Source organism: Shewanella sp. POL2 (assembly GCF_000282755.1).
Lineage (GTDB): Bacteria > Pseudomonadota > Gammaproteobacteria > Enterobacterales > Shewanellaceae > Shewanella > Shewanella xiamenensis.
Window position 1 is genome coordinate 66,369 of sequence record NZ_AKZL01000006.1, and the last position, 22,529, is coordinate 88,897.

The 22,529-nt window shown below is 45.8% G+C and carries 16 protein-coding genes and 2 pseudogenes; 10 read left to right on the plus strand and 8 right to left on the minus strand.

Annotated features, from left to right (window positions below; genetic code table 11):
- Window positions 1-16: 16 nt before the first annotated feature.
- Window positions 17-1,885 carry a 1-deoxy-D-xylulose-5-phosphate synthase gene (gene dxs, locus SHEWPOL2_RS02745; protein WP_037425843.1) on the plus strand — a complete coding sequence of 623 codons (1,869 nt, stop codon included), beginning with the start codon at window positions 17-19 and terminating at the stop codon, window positions 1,883-1,885.
- A 120-nt stretch (window positions 1,886-2,005) separates the two neighbouring features.
- Here dxs and grpE read toward each other — a convergent pair whose 3' ends face one another.
- The gene (gene grpE, locus SHEWPOL2_RS02750; protein ID WP_037425845.1) at window positions 2,006-2,626 is read right to left on the minus strand and encodes a nucleotide exchange factor GrpE; all 621 of its coding nucleotides are present in this window, start codon (window positions 2,624-2,626) and stop codon (window positions 2,006-2,008) included.
- A gap of 99 nt (window positions 2,627-2,725) precedes the next feature.
- Between grpE and nadK the strand changes: the two genes are divergently transcribed.
- The 8 genes and pseudogenes from nadK (at window position 2,726) to SHEWPOL2_RS02785 (ending at window position 13,592) form a co-directional block, all read left to right on the plus strand.
- Window positions 2,726-3,604 (plus strand): NAD(+) kinase, encoded by an 879-nt coding sequence (gene nadK, locus SHEWPOL2_RS02755; protein WP_086023973.1) that lies wholly within the window; start codon window positions 2,726-2,728, stop codon window positions 3,602-3,604.
- 750 nt (window positions 3,605-4,354) lie between these two features.
- Window positions 4,355-5,998 (plus strand): L-lactate permease, encoded by a 1,644-nt coding sequence (locus SHEWPOL2_RS02760; RefSeq protein WP_037425847.1) that lies wholly within the window; start codon window positions 4,355-4,357, stop codon window positions 5,996-5,998.
- 66 nt (window positions 5,999-6,064) lie between these two features.
- Window positions 6,065-8,869, plus strand: a complete 2,805-nt coding sequence (locus SHEWPOL2_RS02765; RefSeq protein ID WP_037425849.1) for an FAD-binding and (Fe-S)-binding domain-containing protein — start codon at window positions 6,065-6,067, stop codon at window positions 8,867-8,869.
- 301 nt (window positions 8,870-9,170) lie between these two features.
- Window positions 9,171-9,914, plus strand: a complete 744-nt coding sequence (locus SHEWPOL2_RS02770; RefSeq protein ID WP_037425851.1) for a (Fe-S)-binding protein — start codon at window positions 9,171-9,173, stop codon at window positions 9,912-9,914.
- Window positions 9,915-9,924: 10 nt separating this feature from the next.
- Window positions 9,925-11,318 (plus strand): annotated as a pseudogene (locus SHEWPOL2_RS02775) (lactate utilization protein B).
- A gap of 1 nt (window position 11,319) precedes the next feature.
- A complete protein-coding gene (locus SHEWPOL2_RS23080; RefSeq protein ID WP_037425853.1) occupies window positions 11,320-11,889 on the plus strand; it encodes an LUD domain-containing protein in 570 nt (189 codons plus the stop codon).
- 211 nt (window positions 11,890-12,100) lie between these two features.
- A complete protein-coding gene (locus SHEWPOL2_RS23010) occupies window positions 12,101-12,271 on the plus strand; it encodes a hypothetical protein (protein ID WP_181159879.1) in 171 nt (56 codons plus the stop codon).
- Between the two features lie 142 nt (window positions 12,272-12,413).
- Window positions 12,414-13,592 (plus strand): AAA family ATPase, encoded by a 1,179-nt coding sequence (locus SHEWPOL2_RS02785; protein WP_037425855.1) that lies wholly within the window; start codon window positions 12,414-12,416, stop codon window positions 13,590-13,592.
- Window positions 13,593-13,692: 100 nt separating this feature from the next.
- On the opposite strand, the pseudogene SHEWPOL2_RS23130 reads toward SHEWPOL2_RS02785, so the two are convergent.
- The 6 genes and pseudogenes from SHEWPOL2_RS23130 to SHEWPOL2_RS02810 form a co-directional block, all read right to left on the minus strand.
- Window positions 13,693-13,820, minus strand: a pseudogene (locus tag SHEWPOL2_RS23130) (transposase); the annotation flags it as partial.
- Window positions 13,821-14,010: 190 nt separating this feature from the next.
- The gene (locus SHEWPOL2_RS22250; RefSeq protein WP_157173863.1) at window positions 14,011-14,640 is read right to left on the minus strand and encodes a DUF2441 domain-containing protein; all 630 of its coding nucleotides are present in this window, start codon (window positions 14,638-14,640) and stop codon (window positions 14,011-14,013) included.
- A 121-nt stretch (window positions 14,641-14,761) separates the two neighbouring features.
- Window positions 14,762-15,274: a hypothetical protein gene (locus tag SHEWPOL2_RS02795; protein ID WP_037425858.1), complete on the minus strand. Its 513-nt coding sequence runs from the start codon at window positions 15,272-15,274 to the stop codon at window positions 14,762-14,764.
- A gap of 68 nt (window positions 15,275-15,342) precedes the next feature.
- Window positions 15,343-15,888, minus strand: a complete 546-nt coding sequence (locus SHEWPOL2_RS02800; protein ID WP_197278440.1) for a hypothetical protein — start codon at window positions 15,886-15,888, stop codon at window positions 15,343-15,345.
- An 802-nt stretch (window positions 15,889-16,690) separates the two neighbouring features.
- Window positions 16,691-18,202, minus strand: coding sequence for a hypothetical protein (locus SHEWPOL2_RS02805; protein ID WP_037416051.1), 1,512 nt, complete (start codon window positions 18,200-18,202; stop codon window positions 16,691-16,693).
- Window positions 18,203-18,431: 229 nt separating this feature from the next.
- Complete coding sequence (locus tag SHEWPOL2_RS02810; protein ID WP_037425861.1) at window positions 18,432-19,778, minus strand: MATE family efflux transporter; 1,347 nt, start codon at window positions 19,776-19,778, stop codon at window positions 18,432-18,434.
- Between the two features lie 422 nt (window positions 19,779-20,200).
- On the opposite strand from SHEWPOL2_RS02810, the gene SHEWPOL2_RS02815 reads away from it, so the two are divergent.
- Window positions 20,201-21,745 (plus strand): MFS transporter, encoded by a 1,545-nt coding sequence (locus SHEWPOL2_RS02815; RefSeq protein WP_037425864.1) that lies wholly within the window; start codon window positions 20,201-20,203, stop codon window positions 21,743-21,745.
- A gap of 113 nt (window positions 21,746-21,858) precedes the next feature.
- On the opposite strand, the gene SHEWPOL2_RS02820 is transcribed toward SHEWPOL2_RS02815, so the two are convergent.
- Window positions 21,859-22,380 (minus strand): DUF3087 domain-containing protein, encoded by a 522-nt coding sequence (locus tag SHEWPOL2_RS02820; protein WP_037425867.1) that lies wholly within the window; start codon window positions 22,378-22,380, stop codon window positions 21,859-21,861.
- Window positions 22,381-22,529: the final 149 nt, after the last annotated feature.

Consider the following 22,529-nt stretch of genomic DNA (forward strand, 5'->3'; position numbering starts at 1 on the left):
GACGAAGTATCTCGCTATGAGTTTGGACATTTCTCAGTTTCCGGTGTTGGCACAGGCCAACACACCTAATGAACTCCGCCAGCTTCCACAGGCCCTATTACCCCAATTGGCCGATGAGTTACGGGAGTTCCTTCTTAAGTCCGTTGGCATGTCCAGCGGACATTTTGCCTCTGGGCTTGGCACTGTCGAGCTGACTGTTGCCCTGCATTATGTCTATAACACACCGTTTGACCGTTTGATTTGGGATGTTGGTCACCAAGCCTATCCCCATAAAATCCTCACTGGTCGCCGTGATAGAATGCACACCATTAGGCAAAAGAACGGTTTACACCCCTTCCCTTGGCGGGAAGAAAGTGAATATGACACCTTTAGCGTAGGCCACTCAGGCACCTCCATCAGTGCCGCATTAGCCATGGCCGTTGCCGCCGAAAAAGAACAGGCAGGCCGTAAAGTGGTTGCCGTGATTGGCGATGGTGCCATGACAGGCGGCATGGTATTCGAGGCAATGAACCACGCGGGTGATTTGCACAATGATATGCTGATGGTGCTAAACGATAATGAAATGTCGATTTCAGAAAATGTCGGCGCACTCAACAATCACTTAGCCCAATTGATGTCAGGCCGCTTCTACACCACGATTCGTGAAAGCAGCAAGAAAGTACTCAAGGGCATGCCTGTTATCAAAGAAATGGCCAAGCGCACCGAAGAACACCTCAAAGGAATGGTGGTTCCAGGCACACTGTTTGAAGAATTAGGCTTTAACTATATCGGCCCTATCGATGGCCACGATGTCGATGCCCTAGTGGAAACCCTGCGCAATATGCGCAATCTCAAGGGGCCACAAGTGCTACACATTATGACCAAAAAAGGTCGCGGTTATGAGCCAGCAGAAAAAGATCCTATCGGTTGGCACGCCGTCCCTAAATTTGACCCATCACAGTTTAAGAAGCCAGCGACTAAGCCGGGACTACCAACCTTCTCCCAAGTATTTGGCAAATGGTTATGTGATATCGCTGAGCAGGATGAAAAAGTCTTAGGTATTACCCCTGCCATGCGTGAAGGGTCGGGTATGGTGGAGTTCTCGCAGCGCTTCCCAAAACAATATTTTGATGCAGCCATTGCCGAGCAACATGCGGTGACCTTAGGTGCAGGGTTTGCCTGTGAGGGCTATAAACCTGTGGTCGCAATCTATTCGACCTTCTTACAACGCGGCTATGATCAGCTGATCCACGACGTCGCATTGCAGCGTTTACCCGTACTATTTGCCATTGATCGTGGCGGTATTGTCGGTGCCGACGGCCCAACCCATCAAGGGGCGTTTGATTTAAGCTTTATGCGCTGTATTCCAAATATGGTGATTATGGCGCCATCGGATGAAAATGAATGTCGCCAGATGCTGTATACCGGGTATTGCTATGATGCAGGCCCAAGCGCGGTACGCTATCCAAGAGGTAGTGCAACAGGTGCGACTCAAGTTGAAGCCATGACGACGCTGCCTATTGGTAAAGGGGTGATTAAGCGTTTAGGCAAACGTGTCGCGATGCTTAACTTCGGGACTACCTTAGCCGCAGCACTCACTGCCGCAGAGAGTTTAGATGCGACAGTGGTCGATATGCGCTTTGTGAAACCGCTGGATGTGGATTTAGTCAAAGAGATGGCGCAAACCCACGATGTGCTCGTCACAGTGGAAGAAAACGCCATTATGGGCGGCGCTGGCTCAGGTGTGCTAGAGCTTCTGCAAAAGCTTAAAATGCCTAAACCTGTACTACAAATTGGCTTGCCCGATGAGTTTATTAAACATGGATCACCAGAAGAAGTGATCCATGACTTACAACTCGATGCCGAAGGCATGTTAGCGCAGATTAATGCCTATCTTGCCAATTAAGCTCAAGGGAGCTTGCTCCCTGCTTATGACAAAATAAGCTACTGATTAACTTACAATAAAAGTTTTAAACTAAAAAGGACTGCATCTGCAGTCCTTTTTATTGGTTTAACGTTTTACCGCTTACGCTTCAATATCAATCGAAGCAGACTCTTGGCTAGGGCCACCTTGAGACACCATCACCATGGCAGGACGCAGTAAACGGCTGTTTAGCTCATAACCCTTTTGCATCACTAACATCACAGTATTGGCTGGGAATTCAGCACTTGGTTGCATACCAATCGCTTGATGTTGATCAGGGTTGAAGGCTTGTCCTTGAGGATCAATTTGTTTTACACCAAATTTCGCCACAGCGGTCAACAAACTCTTTTGTGTTAACTCAACACCTTCATAGATAGCTTTAGTGGTTTCATCTTGCGGATTAGTCCCTTGCAGCGCTCGCTCCATATTGTCTATCACTGGCAGCAATTCGTTGGCGAATTTTTCCAATGCAAATTTGTTCGCCTTTTCCACATCCATCGCCGCACGGCGGCGAATGTTGTCTACTTCAGCAGCAGCACGGATAACTGAATCTTTTTGCTCTTCAACTTTCGCCAAAGCGTCAGCGAGTAACTGTTCCAGCTCTTCAATACGGAAATTGGCTTGGGTAAGCTCATCAATCAGACTTGCTTCTTCGGTAGAAACTTCAGACTCTACACCCTCTTGGATCAGATCCTGTTCTGCTTTAATCGACTCGTTGCTCATTTTCACTCCAGCTAAAAATGCTTTGTTTCTAAATACTCTGGGCATATTATGGGGATCAATTTTGACGTTTCAAGGCCTAAGGCCAGATCTAGCATAAATATGACCACAAAGTTCCACACCATTGGCCTAATTGGTAAGCCGCATCATCCAGGGACAAATCAAACCCTCAAACGTCTGCACCACTGGCTGACGATGCAAGGTTATGAAGTCCTCGTAGAAGAGCGGGTAGCAACTGAGTTAGGCCCACAAATTGTGGCGGTTGATTTATTAGAGATTGGCGAGCGTTGTGATTTAGCGATAGTCGTTGGCGGTGATGGCAATATGCTCGGCGCCGCCAGAGTGCTGGCGCGCTTCGATGTGGGCGTGATTGGTGTAAACCGTGGCAACCTTGGCTTTTTAACGGATTTACCACCGGATGCATTCGAAGAGGCGCTCGCTAAAGTGCTCGATGGTGAGTTTGATACCGAGCACCGTTTTTTACTTGAGGCAGAGGTCTATCGCCATGGACAGCTAAAAGCCAGTAATACCGCGGTGAATGAAGCGGTGCTGCATCCAGGTAAGATCGCTCACATGATTGAATTTGAGGTCTATATTGACAATCAATTCATGTACAGCCAACGCGCCGATGGCATGATAGTTTCAACTCCCACGGGGTCAACCGCCTATGCACTGTCAGCAGGTGGGGCGATTCTCACCCCCAATTTACAGGCATTAATTTTAGTCCCTATGTTTCCACACACCTTGTCATGCCGCCCTATCGTGGTCGATGCTTGCAGCACCATTAAGATGGTGGTTTCCCCTGAAAATGGCGAAAACCTTGAGGTTAGCTGTGATGGCCATGTGCATTTAGCGGTATTACCCGGCGATGAGATCATCGTGCGCCGCAGCTCTGAGCAACTTAGGCTTATCCATCCTAAAGGCCATAATTACTTCCATGTGTTGCGAAGTAAGCTCGGCTGGGGCAGTAAGTTGTTTTGAGTTTGTACGATGAGATGATGCGAAGCTTAACTCAAGCAACCTACCATAAAAAATATAGATAATGACTGACTATAGTTGTTAACAAAATGGAGTTGTGCAGCTGCATTGCTGTAAACAGCTTTATTAACCGTTATTAAATTTCAGATTAACTCATATTTCATAAGGTGACATTGCTCACACTCAATTTCCCCACCCGATAAAGCGTGAGTCAGATCACACTAAAAATCTCAATCTAAAAATCATATAAAATAATAAAAATCATAAATTTAAAATAAATCATTAAAAACCACCGTTCCTTTTAATGAGAACCTGAGTGACATAGATCACACCTTAATATTGTCTTAAAAATTCATTAAGTGCCCATTAATGAAATAAATGGATCAGTTAATTGCAATACTGATCGCTAATTTAGTGAAGATCTGATTTTTTATAACTAAAAAGCATACAAGTTAAATTAATCACTGAGCATAGGAATATACAAACCACTCCTTAAGTGACATTGGTCACAGTTGAAGAAATCCTATGAGAGAAGCCTCCCGCAGCGCTGTAAATTAGCATTTCATATAGCAGTCAAAATGATCTAGATCATATAAGTTCAACCCCGAATAGCGTCTAGTACACACCACAGAATGTCGTAACAGTGATTATTAGTAGTGAATACTGCTGATTTATCCACCATAAGTTCTGATATCGAAGCACCAATAAGATTCCTATAAAAAATAAGACAGACTACTTTATGTAGAGGCAAGCATGACAATACTCCAACTCTTCGCCAGCTTGACGCCAGTGCTCAGTGTAATGATCTTTCTTGTATTACTGAGAATGCCCGCGTCAAAAGCTATGCCCATTTCCATGGTAGTTACGGCCATCGCCGCCGTATTTATTTGGCAAATGGATACCACTCTATTGGCCGCATCCGTTCTTGAAGGACTGCTGTCAGCGATCACGCCATTAACCATCATCTTCGGTGCGGTATTCCTACTTAATACTCTGAAATATTCAGGTGCAATGGATACTATCCGAGCAGGCTTCACTAACATCAGTGCCGATGCCCGTGTACAGGTGATTATTATTTGTTGGTTATTCGGCGCCTTTATCGAAGGTAGCGCAGGCTTTGGTACGCCAGCCGCCATTGGCGCGCCACTGCTGGTATTACTGGGAGTACCTCCTGTCGCCGCCGCCGTAGTCGCCTTAATTGCCGACTCAGCCTGCGTATCATTTGGAGCAATTGGTTTACCCGTGCTCTTTGGGATGGAACAGGGTCTTATCCAAGGTGGTGTAAGCATGGCTGCTGAGCAGTTTGCTGCCCATGGTGGAACCTATGCGGGTTATGCTCGATATATCGTAATGCATATGATCACTATCGACTTAATCACAGGTTCATTAATTCCGCTGGTTATGGTGACAATGCTGACCGGGTTCTTTGGCCGCAACAAATCCTTTAAAGAAGGCTTAGCCATTTGGAAATTTGCGATTTTCGCAGGTCTTGCCTTTACTGTCCCCGCCTGGATTATTAACTACCTTGCAGGCCCTGAATTCCCATCGGTTATTGGTGCATTAATCGGTATGGCACTGGTGATCCCTGTTGCGCGTAAGGGCTACCTACTGCCTAAAACACCTTGGAATGATTTCGCAGAGAATGACAACCAAGAAGGTGTGAAGATCGAAGCGAAAGCCCAGTTTTCACAAATTGCCGCCTGGACACCTTATATCATCATGGCTGCGCTGTTAGTGTTATCTCGTACAGTCACACCACTGAAAGCTTGGTTATCGAGTTTCAACATTAGCTGGACAGGCCTGATGGGTACTGAGCTTAAAGCGAGCTTTGCAACCTTATACGCCCCTGGCGCCTTCTTCGTCGCAGTGTGTATTATCGGTTTCTTCCTGTTCAAAATGAAAAGTCCTGCGATTAAGCAATCCATCGGTGTTTCATGCAAATCAATGTTACCGACGATTATTTCATTAGGTGCTTCAGTACCTATGGTGAAAATCTTCTTAAACTCAGGTGCTAATGGTGCTGGACTAGCCTCTATGCCAGTGGCCTTAGCCGATATGTTGGGCCATTCAATGGGCGCGGTATGGGCATGGATGGCGCCTATCGTGGGGATTTTTGGTGCCTTCCTGTCAGGTTCAGCGACGTTCTCAAACATGATGTTCTCAAGCCTGCAATACAGTGTGGCTGATAATGTTGGCATGAACCATACGCTGGTATTGGCACTGCAAGGTATCGGTGCAAACGCCGGTAACATGATGTGCGTAATGAACGTGGTTGCCGCAGCAACGGTAGTAGGTATGGCGGGTAGAGAGTCGGAAATTATTCGTAAAACAATGCCTGTTGCCCTTGGCTACGCCTTACTTGCAGGCACTATCGCAACACTTTGGGGTGGCTTCTAATCCATCTTGTTCGAAGTCACGCCGAGTGACTTCGACTTTCTTCTATAAGATAAAGAGAGTGATGTTATGTCGATTAACTACAAAGAGGTCATCAGTGATCTCAGAACACAATTAGGTGATCGTCCGGTGACGGATGATCCCGTCCGTCGTTTTGCTTGGTCTACCGATGCCAGCTACTTCAGAATCGTGCCCGAAGTTGTTGTCCATGCCGAGACCTTAGAACAGGTAAAACTCACCTTAGCCGTTGCCCGCAAGCATAATGCGCCCGTCACATTTAGAGCAGCAGGCACCAGTTTATCTGGCCAAGCGATTGGTGAAGGGATACTACTTATCCTTGGCCATGATGGTTTTAGAAAGATTGAAGTCAGTAGCGATGCAAAACAAATTACCTTAGGTGCCGCCGTTATTGGTTCAGACGCGAATGCTGTGCTAGCGCCACTGAATCGCAAAATCGGCCCCGATCCAGCGACGATTGCTTCGGCAAAAATTGGCGGAATTGTAGCTAACAACGCTTCAGGCATGTGCTGTGGTACTGCTCAAAACAGTTACCAAACCATCGCATCGGCAAAACTGTTGTTTGCCGATGGCACTGAACTCGATACTGGCTGTGAAAAATCTAAGGCTGAGTTTGCTAAGACCCACGGAAAATTACTGCAAGATCTGAGCGAGCTCTCCCATCTGACACGCCATAACACCGTATTGGCCGAGCGCATTCGTAAAAAGTATTCCATCAAAAATACCACTGGCTACGGTATTAACTCCTTAATCGATTTTACCGACCCATTTGACATCATTAACCACTTAATGGTCGGGATGGAAGGTACGTTAGCTTTCATTAACGAAGTCACTTATCACACTGTAAATGAAGCTAAATTTAAAGCCTCAGCCATGGCTGTATTCCATAATATGGAAGATGCTGCACGCGCCATTCCGCTGATTAATGGTGAAAGTGTTTCTGCTGCCGAACTCCTTGACTGGCCATCCATTAAAGCGGTAACAGGCAAGCCAGGCATGCCAGATTGGTTGTCGGAACTGCCTGCGTTATCCGCGATTCTATTGATTGAATCCCGTGCGGATGATGCTCAAACGCTCGAACGCTATACCCAAGATGTCAGTACCAAACTGGCTGGTTTTGACTTCATCCGTCCGATGGAATTCAGTACCAATCCCGCGGTTTACGACAAGTACTGGGCGATGCGTAAAGGGCTTTTCCCCATTGTCGGTGGCGAGCGTCCAAAAGGAACCTCAGTTATCATCGAAGACGTGGCCTTTGAGCTTGAACATCTAGCCGCAGCAGCTCACGATATCACTGAGCTTTTCCATAAACATGGTTACCCTGAAGGCTGTATTTATGGCCACGCGCTAGCAGGTAACTTCCACTTCATTATTACTCCTACCTTCTCCACTCAAGCCGATATTGACCGCTTCCATGCCTTTATGGACGATATTGCCGATATGGTGATTAACAAGTACAACGGATCCATGAAAGCTGAGCATGGCACCGGCCGCGCTGTGGCACCGTTTGTTGAAAAAGAATGGGGACAAGATGCTTACACTTTGATGAAGAGCATCAAACAACTATTTGATCCTCAGGGTATTCTAAACCCAGGCGTTATTCTTAACGATGATGCGAACGTCCACGTTAAAAATATTAAGCCCTGCCCTGTTGTCGATGATTTTGTTGATAGATGTATTGAATGTGGCTTCTGCGAAAAAACCTGCCCAACATCAGCACTTAACTTCTCGCCACGTCAACGTATCGCTACTCTGCGTGAAATCGAACGTTTAGAGCAGTCCGGTGATAAAGCTGCGGCCGCTAAAATGCGCGCCGATGCAAAATACGATGTGATTGATACCTGCGCTGCCTGTCAGCTTTGTACTATCGCCTGTCCAGTCGATAACAGCATGGGTCAGTTAGTCCGTAAACTACGTACACCTTATATCAGCACCACAGAGCAAAAAGTATTGGATTTCCAAGCCAAGCATTTTGGCGCGGTAAACCAAGTGATCAGTACGGGCTTTGATGTACTTGGCGTTATCCATAAAATCACCGGCGATGGCATTACTAATGCGCTGATGAAAACGGGTCGGCTGATTTCTAAAGAAGTGCCCTACTGGAATCCGGACTTCCCCAAAGGCGGCAAACTGCCTAAACCGTCACCCGCCAAAGCAGGCCAAGAAACTGTAGTTTACTTCCCAGCCTGTGGTGGCCGGACCTTTGGTCCAACACCTAAGGATCCCGATAATCGCACCTTGCCAGAAGTGGTTGTAACCCTACTAGAGCGCGCGGGTTATAACGTTATCACGCCAGAAAAGACCCGCGATTTATGTTGCGGCCAAATGTGGGAATCAAAGGGCGACTTTAAAAACGCCGACGCCAAACGCCAGGAGCTTATCGATGTGCTCAGCAAGATGAGCAATGGCGGCAAGATCCCAGTGTTAGTCGATGCCTTATCTTGTACTTATCGCACCCTCACGGGTAACCCACAGGTACAAATAACGGATCTAGTTGAGTTTATGCACGACAAGCTGCTGGACAAGCTGACCATCAACAAAAAGGTCAATGTTGCTTTGCACTTAGGTTGTAGTGCTCGCAAGATGAAGTTAGAGCCTAAGATGCAAGCCATTGCCAATGCTTGCTCGGCGCAAGTGCTCAAACCCGCGGGTATTGAATGTTGTGGATACGCCGGTGAAAAAGGTTTATATAAGCCAGAAATCAACGCCAGCGCCCTGCGCAATATTAAGAAGTTAATCCCAGTTGAGGTTAAAGAAGGCTATTACGCCAACCGTATGTGCGAGGTCGGCTTGACCCAACACAGTGGTATTTCCTACCGCCACTTAGCGTATTTGCTCGAAGAGTGCAGTCGCTAACACACTGACCAAACGGGGCTAAAGATAGCCCCGTTTTTCTTTAGAAGAAAACTATTCTCATTTATCGACAACTCCGCAAAGTTAACGAAATAAATCTTAAAATAAAAACCAAATTAACCATTTAAAATCATATTGTTAAAAACTTCTCATTTTTGCAAAAATCTAGTAGATCATTTACTAAATTAGGGCTACTTATTTACTTTAGATAAGCCTATATTGGATCAACTACCTTAGCATTTGTGTGGACTTTGGGGCCACAATGCAAGGCAATGTCGTTCACTAACAAGAAAGAGAAAGCACAATGAAAATCGCCCTTTTCATCCCGTGTCTTGTTAACCAAATGATGCCGGATGTGGCCATTGCCACTCTGGAATTACTGGAAAAACTCGGACACCAAGTGATTCTACCCGCAGGCCAAACTTGCTGTGGCCAACCGATGACTAACTCGGGTTGCTTTGATGCAGCACGCAGTACCACCTTGAAATTACTCAATACTTTCAAAGGTGTAGAATGCGATGCCATTGTTTGTCCTGCCGCTTCTTGTTTAGTGGCCGCCAAAGAAAATTTCCACGAGTTTGATAGCAGCCCAGAAGCTCAAGCCGTTATCGACAAACTCTATGAGCTGACCGAGTTCCTCCACGATATCGCTCCCATTCCCGCCTTCAACAAACCTTTTGCCCATAAGATCAGCCTGCAACTAAGCTGTCACGGCATTCGTATGCTGAGCCTTGCCACGCCAAGCGAGCAAATGGGCCCACGATTCAACAAAGTTGAAGCCGTGCTTGCTAATATCGCAGGTATCGACATTGTCTATCCAGACCGTCGCGATGAATGCTGTGGCTTTGGTGGTACGTTTGCCGTCGATGAAGGAGCCGTATCCGCCAAGATGGGTAAAGACAAAGCCCAAGCCCACGCGGCAACAGGCGCGCAATATGTGGTTGGCTTCGATCCCTCTTGCCTCTTGCACCTCGATGGCATGATCCGCAGACAGCAATTGCCGATTGAAATTCGCCACATAGCGCAAGTGCTTAACGCCGCGCTCTAGGAGACCCACTATGGCATATCAACATAATCACGGGGCCACGGGTTCACAGGTTCACGCTCATAAAGCCGATATTTTCTGCCGCGATGAAACCCGAGTTGACTGGCACTCTAAAGCCCTTTGGGTGCTGCGCGAAAAACGCGATCGCGCCGCTGGCAGCTTACCCGAATGGGAGCAACTGCGTCAGTTAGGTTCTGAAATCAAACTGCACACCTTAACCAACCTTGCACAATACCTTGAAACCTTTGAGCAAAACTGTCTTGCCAACGGCATCAAAGTGCATTGGGCTAAAGATGGTGCCGAGCACAACCGTATCGTGCACGAGATCTTAGCTAGCCATAAAGTGCAGAAGTTAGTTAAGTCCAAATCTATGCTCACCGAGGAATGTCACCTCAACCCTTACTTAGAGCAGCGTGGAATTGAAGTCATCGACACCGACTTAGGTGAGCGCATTATTCAGCTCGCGAAAATGCCGCCTTCGCACATTGTGGTGCCCGCTATCCACATGAAAAAAGAAGAAGTCGGTGACCTCTTCCATGAGAAACTCGGCACTAAAGCGGGGGCAGCCGATCCCTTGTATTTAACCCGTGCCGCCCGCGCGCATTTGCGTGAAAAATTCCTCAGCGCCGATGCCGCCATGACAGGGGTAAACATGGCGATTGCCGATAAGGGCGCCGTGGTCGTTTGTACTAACGAAGGTAACGCCGATATGGGCGCTAACCTGCCCAAGTTGCAGTTGCATTCAATGGGGATCGACAAAATTGTCCCCGATATCGACAGCGCCGCCGTGTTACTACGCACCCTCGCACGCAACGCAACTGGCCAACCCGTCACTACTTATAGCGCCTTCTACCGTGGACCACAGGTCGATGGAGAGATGCATGTGATCATCGTCGATAACGGCCGTACCGAGATGATGAAGGATAAAATCCTTGCCGAATCATTGAAATGTATTCGTTGCGGCGGTTGTTTAAATACTTGTCCTGTGTATCGCCGCTCTGGTGGTTACAGCTACAACTACACCATTCCCGGCCCGATTGGGATTGCGGTAGGTGCCAAGCATGACGATACCAACTCCATCGCTTGGGCTTGTACTCTGTGTGGTAGCTGTACCTATGTCTGCCCGACCAAGGTGCCGCTCGATAAGATTATTCACCACCACAGACGCCTTAAGGCCGAAGCCGGACAACTCCCCTACGGCAAAAACGGCTATATGCCATTAGTGGGTAAATTTATGGCAAGCACGACTCTGCTCAATTGCTCAATGGGCGCGGCCCGAACTGCACTGCGCATTCTGCCGGGTAGTCTGCTCAAGCCCTTTAGCGGTGCCTGGGGTAAATACCGTGAACTGCCAGTCGCCCCAACTCCAGCTTCGAAGCTTGGTTTAAGAAACACAGGAGCCTATAAGATGTCTAGTAAGCACGAAATTCTCAATGCGCTCAAACTGTCGGCTTTAACAAACCATCCTATGCCGAGCATCGATGTCGCCCCAAGGGTTGAAGATCTGGTTGGCCAGTTTGAAACCAATCTGAAAACCGTTGCGGGTACACTTCACCGTGAAGGCGGCCTCGCGGCACTGCAAGCCAAAGTGGATGAGCTTGTCGCCCAAGGCTTACAGGTTATCTCCCTCGTTGAGGGCATCACAGCAAACCGTGATGTGCCACCAACGGCTCACGAGCTCAGGGATATCGATTATGCGGTGATCCCAGGGGATATTGGTGTTGCCGAAAATGGTGCCATTTGGGTAAACAATAAGAACTTAGGCCACAGAGTAACGCCTTTTATCTGTGAAAACCTGATCTTAGCCCTGCCAGCCAATAAGATTGTGCCAAACATGCATCAAGCGGCAAAAGAAATCACGCTAGCCTCAGGTGAGTTTGGGGTGTTTATCGCCGGTCCCTCAAAAACCGCCGATATCGAACAAGCCCTCGTCGTCGGTGCTCACGGCGCCTGTAGCTCGAACGTGTACTTGCTGTAATGCCTCAAGATTTAATGTAACCAAGAAACCCAAAGGTTACGGGACAATCGAAACATGAAAGCCGACCTTTATTGGCGGCTTTCTTATTTAAAATTTAGCATAACAATATTTGAGACATTTGATTTATAAGGGTTATTCGCCTACAGGTACAGGCTTGCCATGGCATTCGCCGCCGACTCGGTGAATAGAGAAATCTAGGATTTCTAAGCTTATGAACGAGAGCCATGGTCGTTCTCACGTATCCCTGCATTGCACGACATTCAGGCGTCCTACCTATAAGATGGCGAACGGGCTGTTAAACACGGATGTAGTGCAAGTCAATCAGTGGATGCAAGGCCGCGCCGTACTGCTCTTTGATGAGCGCCGCAGCCTAAAGCAATAACTAGTGATAAGTAAAGGATCTTTATCAAGTCGCTTTAACCAGATGCGATAGCGCAATACTGAAGATACCTTACGAGTATCCTCGACGCGGCAGGTCGTATTCTCGACTATATCTATTAGGCATTTATAGTAAAGGTGAGTAAATGAACGAGGTATTACTACAAATAAAGGCGCTCACCAATAGTGATCCTTTGTTGACGGCTGTCATTGTTGGAGTATTAACATTTACGTTAATTGGACTCGTAGGCTACATGCTAAAAGATGTCCCCGCGAAACTGTTAAGTTGGCTCAGTAGCCTGCTATTTGTGCGGCTCACTATAGACGATAGCCATCAGGCACGCACAGAGATATTCAATAAGCTGTCCTTTTTGATCAGTAATACTACCATTCCGTTTTTTTCACGTTCTATCTCTGAGGCTGTGTACTTTGACTATGGTGTGAATTACGACGGGCGTGTCAGTGTTAAGTCTATCGGCTATGGTATGCATCTGTTTAAATACGGTGGTTGTTTTATGTTGGCAACCCGTACTAAGGTCGATAGTTCGATGGCATACGATTCTATTACTGTAAGAGCACCATGGTGGGCAAAAGATAAACTATATCGTTTTTTAGAAGATACTCGTGGAGACATTCCTACTGAGCCGAAAGTGAATATTTTCGAAGAAACCGAATGGTGTCGCTACGGTACATTGAAATCATCGGGTTTTAGTGACTTAGTGCTAGATGAAGGGTTTAAGCAGGACTTGATGAGGGAAGTTGATAACTTTGCAAGTCGGGGAAAATCGGTTGTCAGTAAGCTAACCATACTGCTACATGGAAAAACGGGCACGGGTAAGACGGGTATCGCGAGGGCCTTAGCGGTTGAGTATCATCGCGATCTATACATATTGAATCTATCGACTGTCAATGATGCCACTATTCATAAAGCGATTAGAAAAGTAGCGCCCGGAGCGATGTTGTTAATAGAGGACTGTGATTGTGTAAAGGCCACGGTATCACGTACAGCTGAAAGCAACGTAGACAACCCACCACTCACTTTAGGTGGCGTACTAAACGCGTTAGACGGCGTCATTCCTCTTGATGACTGCCTTGTCATAATGACCACAAATCATCTCGATCATCTTGACCCTGCGTTGATACGTAAAGGTCGTGTAGATGTCAGTATTGAAGTGCCGCTTATCAGTGCAAAGCAAGTTAATGAGGACTACTTTGAGCGTTTTGGCGCAGTACTGAATAGAACTGAGCCATTGTTAGGTTGTGAAGTCTATGAACTCCATCGCAGAGCGAGCTTAAGATATGGAGTGTGTTGTAAGCCAGTGTAACCCTCTTCCTCCTAAATGGACTCATTCAATGGTCAACTCTATTTGGCCAGCGCTTTAACCGAGTACTTATAGGGTCTGAGTTAACTTTCCTCAGGCCCTTTAACTTGCCAAACTCAGTAGTGGGCTTGAGCCAGTTTTCATGAGGATATTTAATCTTGTCAGTAACTTAGTGCTAGTTTCACTGATGGCGCCACGTTTATCATTGCGAATGATTCGCCCAGTATCCTCTTCTACCAATTGTTCTCTAAGGGCAGGTCATATCTGCACAAAAGTCTCTTTCAAAATACGACCTTAGCACCTTCAAATTCTCAATCAGCTATTTGCATAATAAAGTGTCAATAACCAACATCGGACTTGTTCAACACTTGCCATGCCTTTTGAGAATGGGTCGCGGCTACGCGCGGCCTATCCTTATTTGTTATGCAAATTCTTCAGGGCTCAGAAACTCCATAACTCGAAGGCGTCCTTCAAAAAGGATTTCCTGAGTCGCTGAATCATTATGGATTCCTAACCAATATTGTCTTGCACGTTTTAGTGTCATCTCCATTGGCTCGCTATCACCTAAAAGGTGCTCATCACTACCAGTGTGCAGACGACCTTGCAATCTAACCCGCGCTATTTGAAAACTTTGTCCCTCGAGCCCTAAACGCTCAAGCCAGAACCTGACACCTTCCCGTTCTAGGATTAACCAGATGCACCGCTGCCTTGATGGCAAATGAGGAAACTCTTGCTTTCTTATATCTTCCCAAATCAACTCTCTAACATAAGCAACAAAATGCCTAATAACCTCACTAGCAATATCAGCCACATGAGGAGAATTGATCTCACCTCTAGCGACACTCCCAACAAACTTTGCAGCTGGTACCATGATAGAACCTGATTCGGTGTTTACTGAATACTCTTTTCGTTGAGTCTCAAAAAACTTGAAATATGGATTACTCTCTCCACCAATATCTATTTCCTGTCCTTCTCTCCACATTTCAAATGGAGACCAAGGAGCAGCTCTATTGATGTGAAAATAATCACGTGCAGTATCTGCAATAGTCAATTGTTCCTCCTGTATTTGCATAGACGCTGCAATATGGGGCGTATTAAGCTTGGCTAAAATTAGCGAAGAATGAGCGCCAGCCAAGCTTTAGACGTCCCATTCATAATTGCTTTGTTATGCATTATCTCCGCTTATAAAGCAGACCAAATGAGCCTTTTGACCAACTCTCTGAAAAGTAGTCACCAACTTTTAGTGATTCAAAATGCCTCTTTGAAACATCAAGTTTAGTTGGCTCGTTGGTATGAGTAGTTTGAATATAAACATAGTAACTCATACCACCCTTAGTACTTTCATATGTGTCTAGCTCGACAATTTCACCCGTTAGTTGAACTTGTTGCTGTTCCCCAACCATTGCGTTTAGTCCCATAACATAGCCACCACTTATAAAAATAAGCATTGCTGCAATCATTGAAGTCCACAGAAAACCTTTTACTTTTCCTGCTTTCCTTCGATATTTTGGAACTTTAAAAAGGTACACATAAAAACAAAGCGCGCCGATAGGAAGAGATAAGAACTTAAATGCCCAATCGTATGATTCATTTAGGATTGTGTCGTACATAAATGTTGGAGCGACTCCAACTAAGATATATACAAGAAACGCCCAATCCCCATACTTTTTTAAATAATACTCCACAATTCATCCATAATTCATAAAGCTCAAAGCAGGCGCGCCGCGTTTTGGCGTCGCCCTGCCTTTGCTTGTTAAATTTTGACCAGCTTCTGCACACCATTACCCATCCTTGCGTTGTTGAGTGTGACAAAGCCAGAACCATCATTAAAAGCATAAAATACAGAATTTTCGTGCAAAACTTGTTTCAAATTCTCAAGTTCAGCGGGATTACTCGGCTCTACTATCCAGATGCCTGCGGTCACGTAAGCTGGATTGGTTCGATCTATAGTACAGCAATATTCAAAGTCGGCTAGTGCAGTAAGTAGTGGTCTTAAACCACCAATTAATGTATCCGATTTAGCCAACTTTGCTTCAAGGGATATTACCATTGCCATTTTTGAATAATCGAGATCATCAGAATCCAGATCTGAACTGTTGGAATAGGTAATGATGTATTGCCCATCAGGAAAATAAGTAGGAGCTCCTTCCATCACCGTAACCAGAGCCTTTGGATTTGAAAATTGAAACTCCAAATCTTGAACATCGCTCATCATAGAAACAGATGTAAGTACAATGCCAGTTGCAGAAATTAACCATTTTTTTAGACTTTCTTTATTCGGGAATTTCTTCTCGTTCATCGCACGAATCTCTCTGAGAAATTTAACGTCTTAGTATTTATGCGCTGCGCTGTTTGCAGGGCATAAATCGCTTGTTGACTCAATCTTAAATATGGCCGTTGCTACATCCGTGCCAATTGGTATAAATGATGCTATAGGAATTTGCTTTTTTGCGGTAGCGGTTTTTTATACAGTTTGATGGGTAATTACTTGATATCGTTTTAGCTTTCTCATTCTTTTACGCTCACTGTCGACTGGTTTTTGACCTTGGTTGACAGCATTCTGACCTCACATTCAGGCTGATGCTCGTACCGCCCCCCCCTCACAGGCTTGCGCCTATAAGTTTGACTACTTTTCACTGTCAGCCATTCCGCTTCATCTTGAGGGCGTGGCTATCCTAGCTGGAGTACTAGCTGGCTTTAAAATATCGGACGGGCATGACTTCTAGGTTTAAAGTAACCTCATCACATTAGCTTTTCTATAGCCACTGCTTTATTCACCCTACTTGAATTTTTAACTTTGAAACACACTTTGGGGCAATAACTTTTAGCTGAACGAACTGCCAGAGGGGTCGTGAAGATTGGCATTGTTGCACCAGTGACCGTTGGCGACATGGATGTCGCCGTCGAGCCTATAAGGACATATTCACGGCGTGTCACTGGGGAAACAATGACAATTCACTCAGTACACCTAATGATCAAGCTATCTTGCTTTGAGGCACTTTGAGTTTACGAACAACACTATGGATAACATAAAATGGCAGCGCAAAACCTTCGCTGCCATTTTGATGAACAAGCCCAGTAAACCTTTCTACAACACATCACTACATAAAGGCTTTCGTAAAGGCTTCCTTCGACTGGCGAATATAATTGCGTGCACTTTGAGCATGTTGTTCCCATACAGCCCTATCGCTTGGATCGGTAAAGGGATTTTGCTCGGCGGCAATCGAGCGCTCAAAGCGGTCATAGAAGGTTAACATCGCTGAAGTGATTTGATTAAAACGCTCTTTAAACTCCTGAAACTCATCCATTTTTTCAGTCGTTTTAATCATGTACTGTACCAGTTCAGCATTACTATTAGAAGCAAGTAAGGCTTCGGCTTTGGCGCTGATATTGGCATTCACTTCAGCCATGATTTGCGCCCGAGTCTGCTCATCTTTACTCATCACCTTACTGTAATTTTCGGGCGTACGGGCAATGCTGGCGTGTTGCAGATAGCTACGCAGATGTTTGTCTAAATCCTTGCGGAAATTGTCTAAGTTCTTCTGCATACTGACTAAATCATTATCGAGTGCGGTCACCTGTTGCAACTCTTTTTCGATTTCAGACATAAAGCGCTCGGCCTGCTGGTAAATCTTAAGGCCGTTTTCCTCGGCAAACTTTTTATCACTGCGACTTAAGTCACTGTTGTCATAGTTTGAGCGGTCAAAGGTGGCCGCAAGGAAGGATTTAAAAGGTTCAGCAAAGGCTGAGTAGGCGCCAGCACTCACCACATTTAAGGTGGCGGTTGCTAAGTCGCCAAAGGGCTTAACCATAGAGCCTAAACGCGCCTGTTGAATCGGCGACGCAATCCGCTTAGCGTCAGTTAACACCGACCTAAAGGTGTTATAACCCAAAGGGTTAGACATTTTATTGCGCTCAGAGGTCGCCAGTACAAAGGTGATACTGGAATAAATCGCATTCGAATACTCAAGGTATTGTCTTTGGCTTTCGAGCTGGGCGGCGTAGTTTTTCCCCAGCGTTCTAAAGGATTCGGCCTGAACCTCGTAGTTTTTGTCTTCTTTAAGTTTATCTAAAATGCCGCCGATAATTTTTTGCTCGTTTTTTTGCAGGGCAATATCTAAGCGAATTTTATCGAGGGTTAAATCATCCAAACTGATAGGGCCATTAATCGCTTCAATATCGAGGCGAACATATTGACGACTCGGATCGTCAATCGACACCCGATGGGCTAAATATTCATTTGTGCCAGGAGTAACATCGATAAGCGCCACATGCTGCCACTGGGCATCCAGTTTTAATACGGGCGATGTGAGCACATTAATCCGATATTGGGTTTGGATATTTTGAGTTTTTACCCAAAACTCTAATAGACCCGCTTCCGATACAGGGTATTTACTGACAATACTGCTATTGCCTTCTGCACATAACAACGCACTCTCGCCACTATGGGGCTCAGCACCCTCAAATTGGCACCCCATGATCCAAGACCAAGGTTGTGATAAGCGGTTACCCTCAAAATCGCTAGCAAACACTAACTCATTATCCTTGGCGCTGGCGTTAACACTGGTTAACACGCCAAACAACAGCATAGAGATGACTGCAGCGGTGCGCATAAGAGCCTCATAAAACTTAAATAACAAACGAAAAGCCAGACAAAGTGGCCCAGAATTTATCCTATCCACCTGCATTACTGTCAGTCGGTAACGGTATTTTATCGACAACACTCATACTACAGACAGAGCTCATTTTAAGCAGGGTTTAAACCAGCGAAATGTATCAGAGCCCATGCCGACACGCCAGTATTAACTCGGTTTCAAGACTAAGATAATAACTAAACAAAAATTAGGCTTTAATCTTAAGCCGCTGCATGGCAATGAACATCCAAATGACCAATAGCGTGCTACAGGTCGCGAGCGATATCCACACACCTATCACGCCAAAAGCCCAAGCAAAACAGTAGATAATCGCAGCAATCAGTATGAGTTTTGCGCCAGTTAGAATCGATGCTTGTTTCGAACAATTAATCGCTTGGAAGAAGCTCGCCCCCACTAAAATGAGGCCTTCCATCGGCAAGCCCCAGAAATACCATCGCATGCCTTCAATCGCGACGGGCGTAAGGCTTGGGTTATCACCAGCAAACAGGTACACCAACCATTCGGGGCGGGAATAAATCAACAGTAAGCCAAGTGCGGCAGTGAGTAAGGTCATGCCAAAGGCAATATTGCGTGCCTGTTTAACCCTATCGAAGCGCCCTGCTCCCGCATTAAAGCTATAAATCGGCTGAGTACCGAGGGCAATCCCCTCAAAAATCAGGTAGAAAAACGCTTCGGTATAACTGACCACCCCGTATGCTGCCACATGCAAAGGGCCACCAACCCATAAAAATGCGGTGTTATGCAGGGTTAATACTATCGACAGATACAGATTCATCAAAAAGCTTGGCAGCCCAACTCGAGCAATATTGATGCAGTTGTCGAACGTAAGCTTCATCTGTTCCAGGTTGATTTTGAGCTGAGTACGCCCGCCAAAAAAATGCTGCAGGCAGAGCAAGCCAGTCACCGCCTGCGATAACATGGTGGCAATCGCCGCGCCCGCTAAACCGAAGGGAAACACCACAATAAACAGCCAATCTAAAAAGGTGTTCAGCACGCCACTTAAGATCAGCACAAAGGTCACCATGGAGGGGCGACCATCGTTACGCAGCAAGGTGGTAAATGTCATTGAGATAATAGGGAAATGACATAAGGCAAAATACCAAAACAGGTATTCATTAGCATTTTCGAGTATTTCTCCCTCAGCGCCGAGGGCGATTAAAATATCTCGCGAAAAAATCCCGCCGATTAAGGCAAAAAATGCCCCCGCGAGTAAACATAAACTAAAGGCATTACCGAGCAATTTACGCGCCTTGGCGACATTGCCTTGCCCCAAGTTAATCGAGACTAACGCGGCGCTGCCCATGCCAATCATGGCGCCGACGGCGTAGAGAATCGCGCCCACGGGATAGGCCAGCATCATGCCAGCAAGCCCGGTTTCACCGAGATAATGGCCGACGAAGATACCATCAATGGTGACATATACCCCAGTCACCAGCATGGAGGCGATTGTTGGAATGGTATAGCGCCAGAAAAGCTTCGAAATCGGCTCTTGCAGCAGGCGTTGATCCGTTGCGCTATGGGAAACAGCAGTCATAACCAAATCTCACAAAAATAAAGGCAGGGTGCGCACTCAGATTGTTCTAGCGGTATTCACTTAGATAAATAGAATGATGAACAAAAATGCGGCAATGGATTGTACCTAAATTTTACTTTAATACCAAACCCGATTAGCACGATTGCGTTGTCACAAAAACGAATCTACACAATATCTTACTGATGGCACACTTTTACCAACCCATCACGACAAATAAAACACTACTCAATAACAGATGTGGCGAAACTCATCATTTTTCACTACTTTTTTGGTATTTACCCCTTAATTAGGTAAAGTGTAGGTTTATATTGCCAGAAATGAGTTAATTATCGAGGCATTATTTGTCTCTGCAATTGAGCTAACCATTTAATTAATAATGAATTAGTTAAATTAAAGTCAATAACAATAATAAAGGGAAGGACATGAGTCACAATAGTCCAAATGCAGAGAATGATCTGCGCGAAGTCAAACAGTTAGGTATGTGGGCTTCCATCACTAGCCTAAGTTATATTTTTTGGTTAGTGGGCGGCATGGAGCTGGTCGAGCGAATCGCCTATTACGGTGTCAAAGCCAGTGCTGGCTTATACGCCAAAGCGCCTGAATCGGCTGGCGGTCTGGGGATTAGCCTCAGCGACTATGGTATTATTATTTCGCTCTGGGCGATTATGCAGACATTTGTACCCGTGTTTACTGGTGGGATTTCCGACCGAGTCGGCTACAAGGAAACCATTTTCGGCTCGACCGTGATTAAAATCATGGGCTACCTGACTATGGCGTTCTTCCCTACCTTTTGGGGCTTTTTATCGGGGGCACTGCTACTCGCCATCGGCACGGGTATCTTTAAACCCGGTATTCAAGGCACCTTAGTGCTCTCCACCAATCGCAATAATACCTCCATGGCTTGGGGGATTTTTTACCAAGTCGTGAATATCGGAGGCTTCTTAGGGCCATTGGTTGCCGTGCATATGCGTCAGCTTTCTTGGGATAATGTGTTTTATGCCTGCGCTGCGATTATCTCACTAAACTTCCTGTTTTTATTGACATATACCGAGCCAGGAAAAGCCGAGCGCCTCATCCGTAATCAACAAATTAAATCAGGTGAAGTCAAACAAGAGTCCCTATGGCGCGACGCTTGGCATGAGCTTAAAAAGCCAATTGTGATCTATTACATGTTGGTATTTTCAGGTTTTTGGTTCTTGTTTAATGCGCTGTTTGATGTACTACCGATTCATATTTCCGAGTGGGTCGATACCAGTGTGATTGTCACTTCGCTCTTTGGTAGTGAAGGCACCAGCAACGGTATTTTACAATTCTGGCTCGGATTAAATAATGAAGGCACGAAAGTGATGCCTGAGGGCATGCTTAACCTCAACGCCGGCTTGATTATGACGAGCTGCTTTTTAATTGCCGCCCTGACAGCCAAATACCGCATAACTACTGCCATGTTGATTGGCTGTTTACTCAGTATCTTAGCCTTTGTGTTTATCGGTGCCTTCCATGCGGCTTGGTTTATTGTGCTCGCCATCGCGATGTTCTCGATTGGCGAAATGATGATAAGCCCGAAAAAGAACGAATTTATGGGTAACATTGCCCCCGAAGGTAAAAAAGCCATGTACCTTGGCTTTGTGATGCTACCTCAAGGGATTGGTTGGGGCTTAGAAGGTTATTTTGGCCCAAAACTCTATGAAATTTTCGCCTCGAAAGAGTTGTTCTCACGCGACTTATTACTCGAGCGCGGCATGAGCGCAACGGATGTGAATGCCATTCCGCAGGGTGAAGCTTTTACCACCTTAGTCAGCTTTACCGGCGAAAACGCCCATGATCTGACTCAGCTGCTCTACCACAGCCACAACATTGGTATGGCTTGGTATATAATTGCGGCGATTGGTACTATTTCGGCGGTGGGTATTTATTTCTATGGTAAGTGGTTACTGACGCTGCAACGTGCGCAGCAGGCAGCGAACTAATACCTTAACCGCGTTATCGAAGCCGCTAATCGATTCCAATTAAAAAGTGAGTGTGCATGCACTCACTTTTTATTTAACGGTCTTGATACGCGACTAAATCATTAAATCTAGAATTAAAAACCCGCTAACAGTTCGACCTCAAATTGTTCAGCCGATAGCGCTAATCCTAAAACGTCGCATTGTGCCTGTAACTGTGCAAGCTCCTTATCAACCGCTGATAAGGTCAAGGTATTATCATCCAGCAAATACACCTGGCGTAAACTGGTGAAGTAAAATAGCAATATAATCAACGCATTTACATCATTGTCCGCCGCAGCTGCTTTGACTTTAGCCAGCTTGCGATAAATGCGATTTTGCAGTTGCTTTAACTGCCACACATAATAAATCTCTTTAAAAAAGGGCTGAGTTTTTAACTGATAGACAATGGCACTACAAAGTAATACCGCCAAAATAACCCCGAGTAAATTCCAGTGGAAATTTCCTGTAGGCTCACCGGGTAAAGCCTCAACGCCAAAGAGCGCAATTAATCCAGCCCCAAAGCCAAGGGAGCAAACGATCAAGGCCAACACTAAGGCCACCATAAACAGGTTCATATTGCTACGATAAAGGGATTTATCAATTTGCTGTAACTTCATGGGCTCTCTTTTTATCAAAATACGCATTGGCGGCGCAGCATAACCCAGTTTGCTTGAGCTTGCCTGAATAATATAAGTCTTCCGCCATCACACCAACCACAAAGGATACAATTTGAAACAAATATGGTTAAGGATTTATATTATAAAAT

Excerpts from the sequence above, each read along its gene's own strand:
- dxs (WP_037425843.1), top strand. The coding sequence starts at position 17 with ATGAGTTTGGACATTTCTCAGTTTCCGGTGTTGGCACAGGCCAACACA.
- grpE (WP_037425845.1), bottom strand. The coding sequence starts at position 2,626 with ATGAGCAACGAGTCGATTAAAGCAGAACAGGATCTGATCCAAGAGGGT.
- nadK (WP_086023973.1), top strand. The coding sequence starts at position 2,726 with ATGACCACAAAGTTCCACACCATTGGCCTAATTGGTAAGCCGCATCAT.
- SHEWPOL2_RS02760 (WP_037425847.1), top strand. The coding sequence starts at position 4,355 with ATGACAATACTCCAACTCTTCGCCAGCTTGACGCCAGTGCTCAGTGTA.
- SHEWPOL2_RS02765 (WP_037425849.1), top strand. The coding sequence starts at position 6,065 with ATGTCGATTAACTACAAAGAGGTCATCAGTGATCTCAGAACACAATTA.
- SHEWPOL2_RS02770 (WP_037425851.1), top strand. The coding sequence starts at position 9,171 with ATGAAAATCGCCCTTTTCATCCCGTGTCTTGTTAACCAAATGATGCCG.
- SHEWPOL2_RS23080 (WP_037425853.1), top strand. The coding sequence starts at position 11,320 with ATGTCTAGTAAGCACGAAATTCTCAATGCGCTCAAACTGTCGGCTTTA.
- SHEWPOL2_RS23010 (WP_181159879.1), top strand. The coding sequence starts at position 12,101 with ATGAACGAGAGCCATGGTCGTTCTCACGTATCCCTGCATTGCACGACA.
- SHEWPOL2_RS02785 (WP_037425855.1), top strand. The coding sequence starts at position 12,414 with ATGAACGAGGTATTACTACAAATAAAGGCGCTCACCAATAGTGATCCT.
- SHEWPOL2_RS02800 (WP_197278440.1), bottom strand. The coding sequence starts at position 15,888 with ATGAACGAGAAGAAATTCCCGAATAAAGAAAGTCTAAAAAAATGGTTA.
- SHEWPOL2_RS02805 (WP_037416051.1), bottom strand. The coding sequence starts at position 18,202 with ATGCGCACCGCTGCAGTCATCTCTATGCTGTTGTTTGGCGTGTTAACC.
- SHEWPOL2_RS02810 (WP_037425861.1), bottom strand. The coding sequence starts at position 19,778 with ATGACTGCTGTTTCCCATAGCGCAACGGATCAACGCCTGCTGCAAGAG.
- SHEWPOL2_RS02815 (WP_037425864.1), top strand. The coding sequence starts at position 20,201 with ATGAGTCACAATAGTCCAAATGCAGAGAATGATCTGCGCGAAGTCAAA.
- SHEWPOL2_RS02820 (WP_037425867.1), bottom strand. The coding sequence starts at position 22,380 with ATGAAGTTACAGCAAATTGATAAATCCCTTTATCGTAGCAATATGAAC.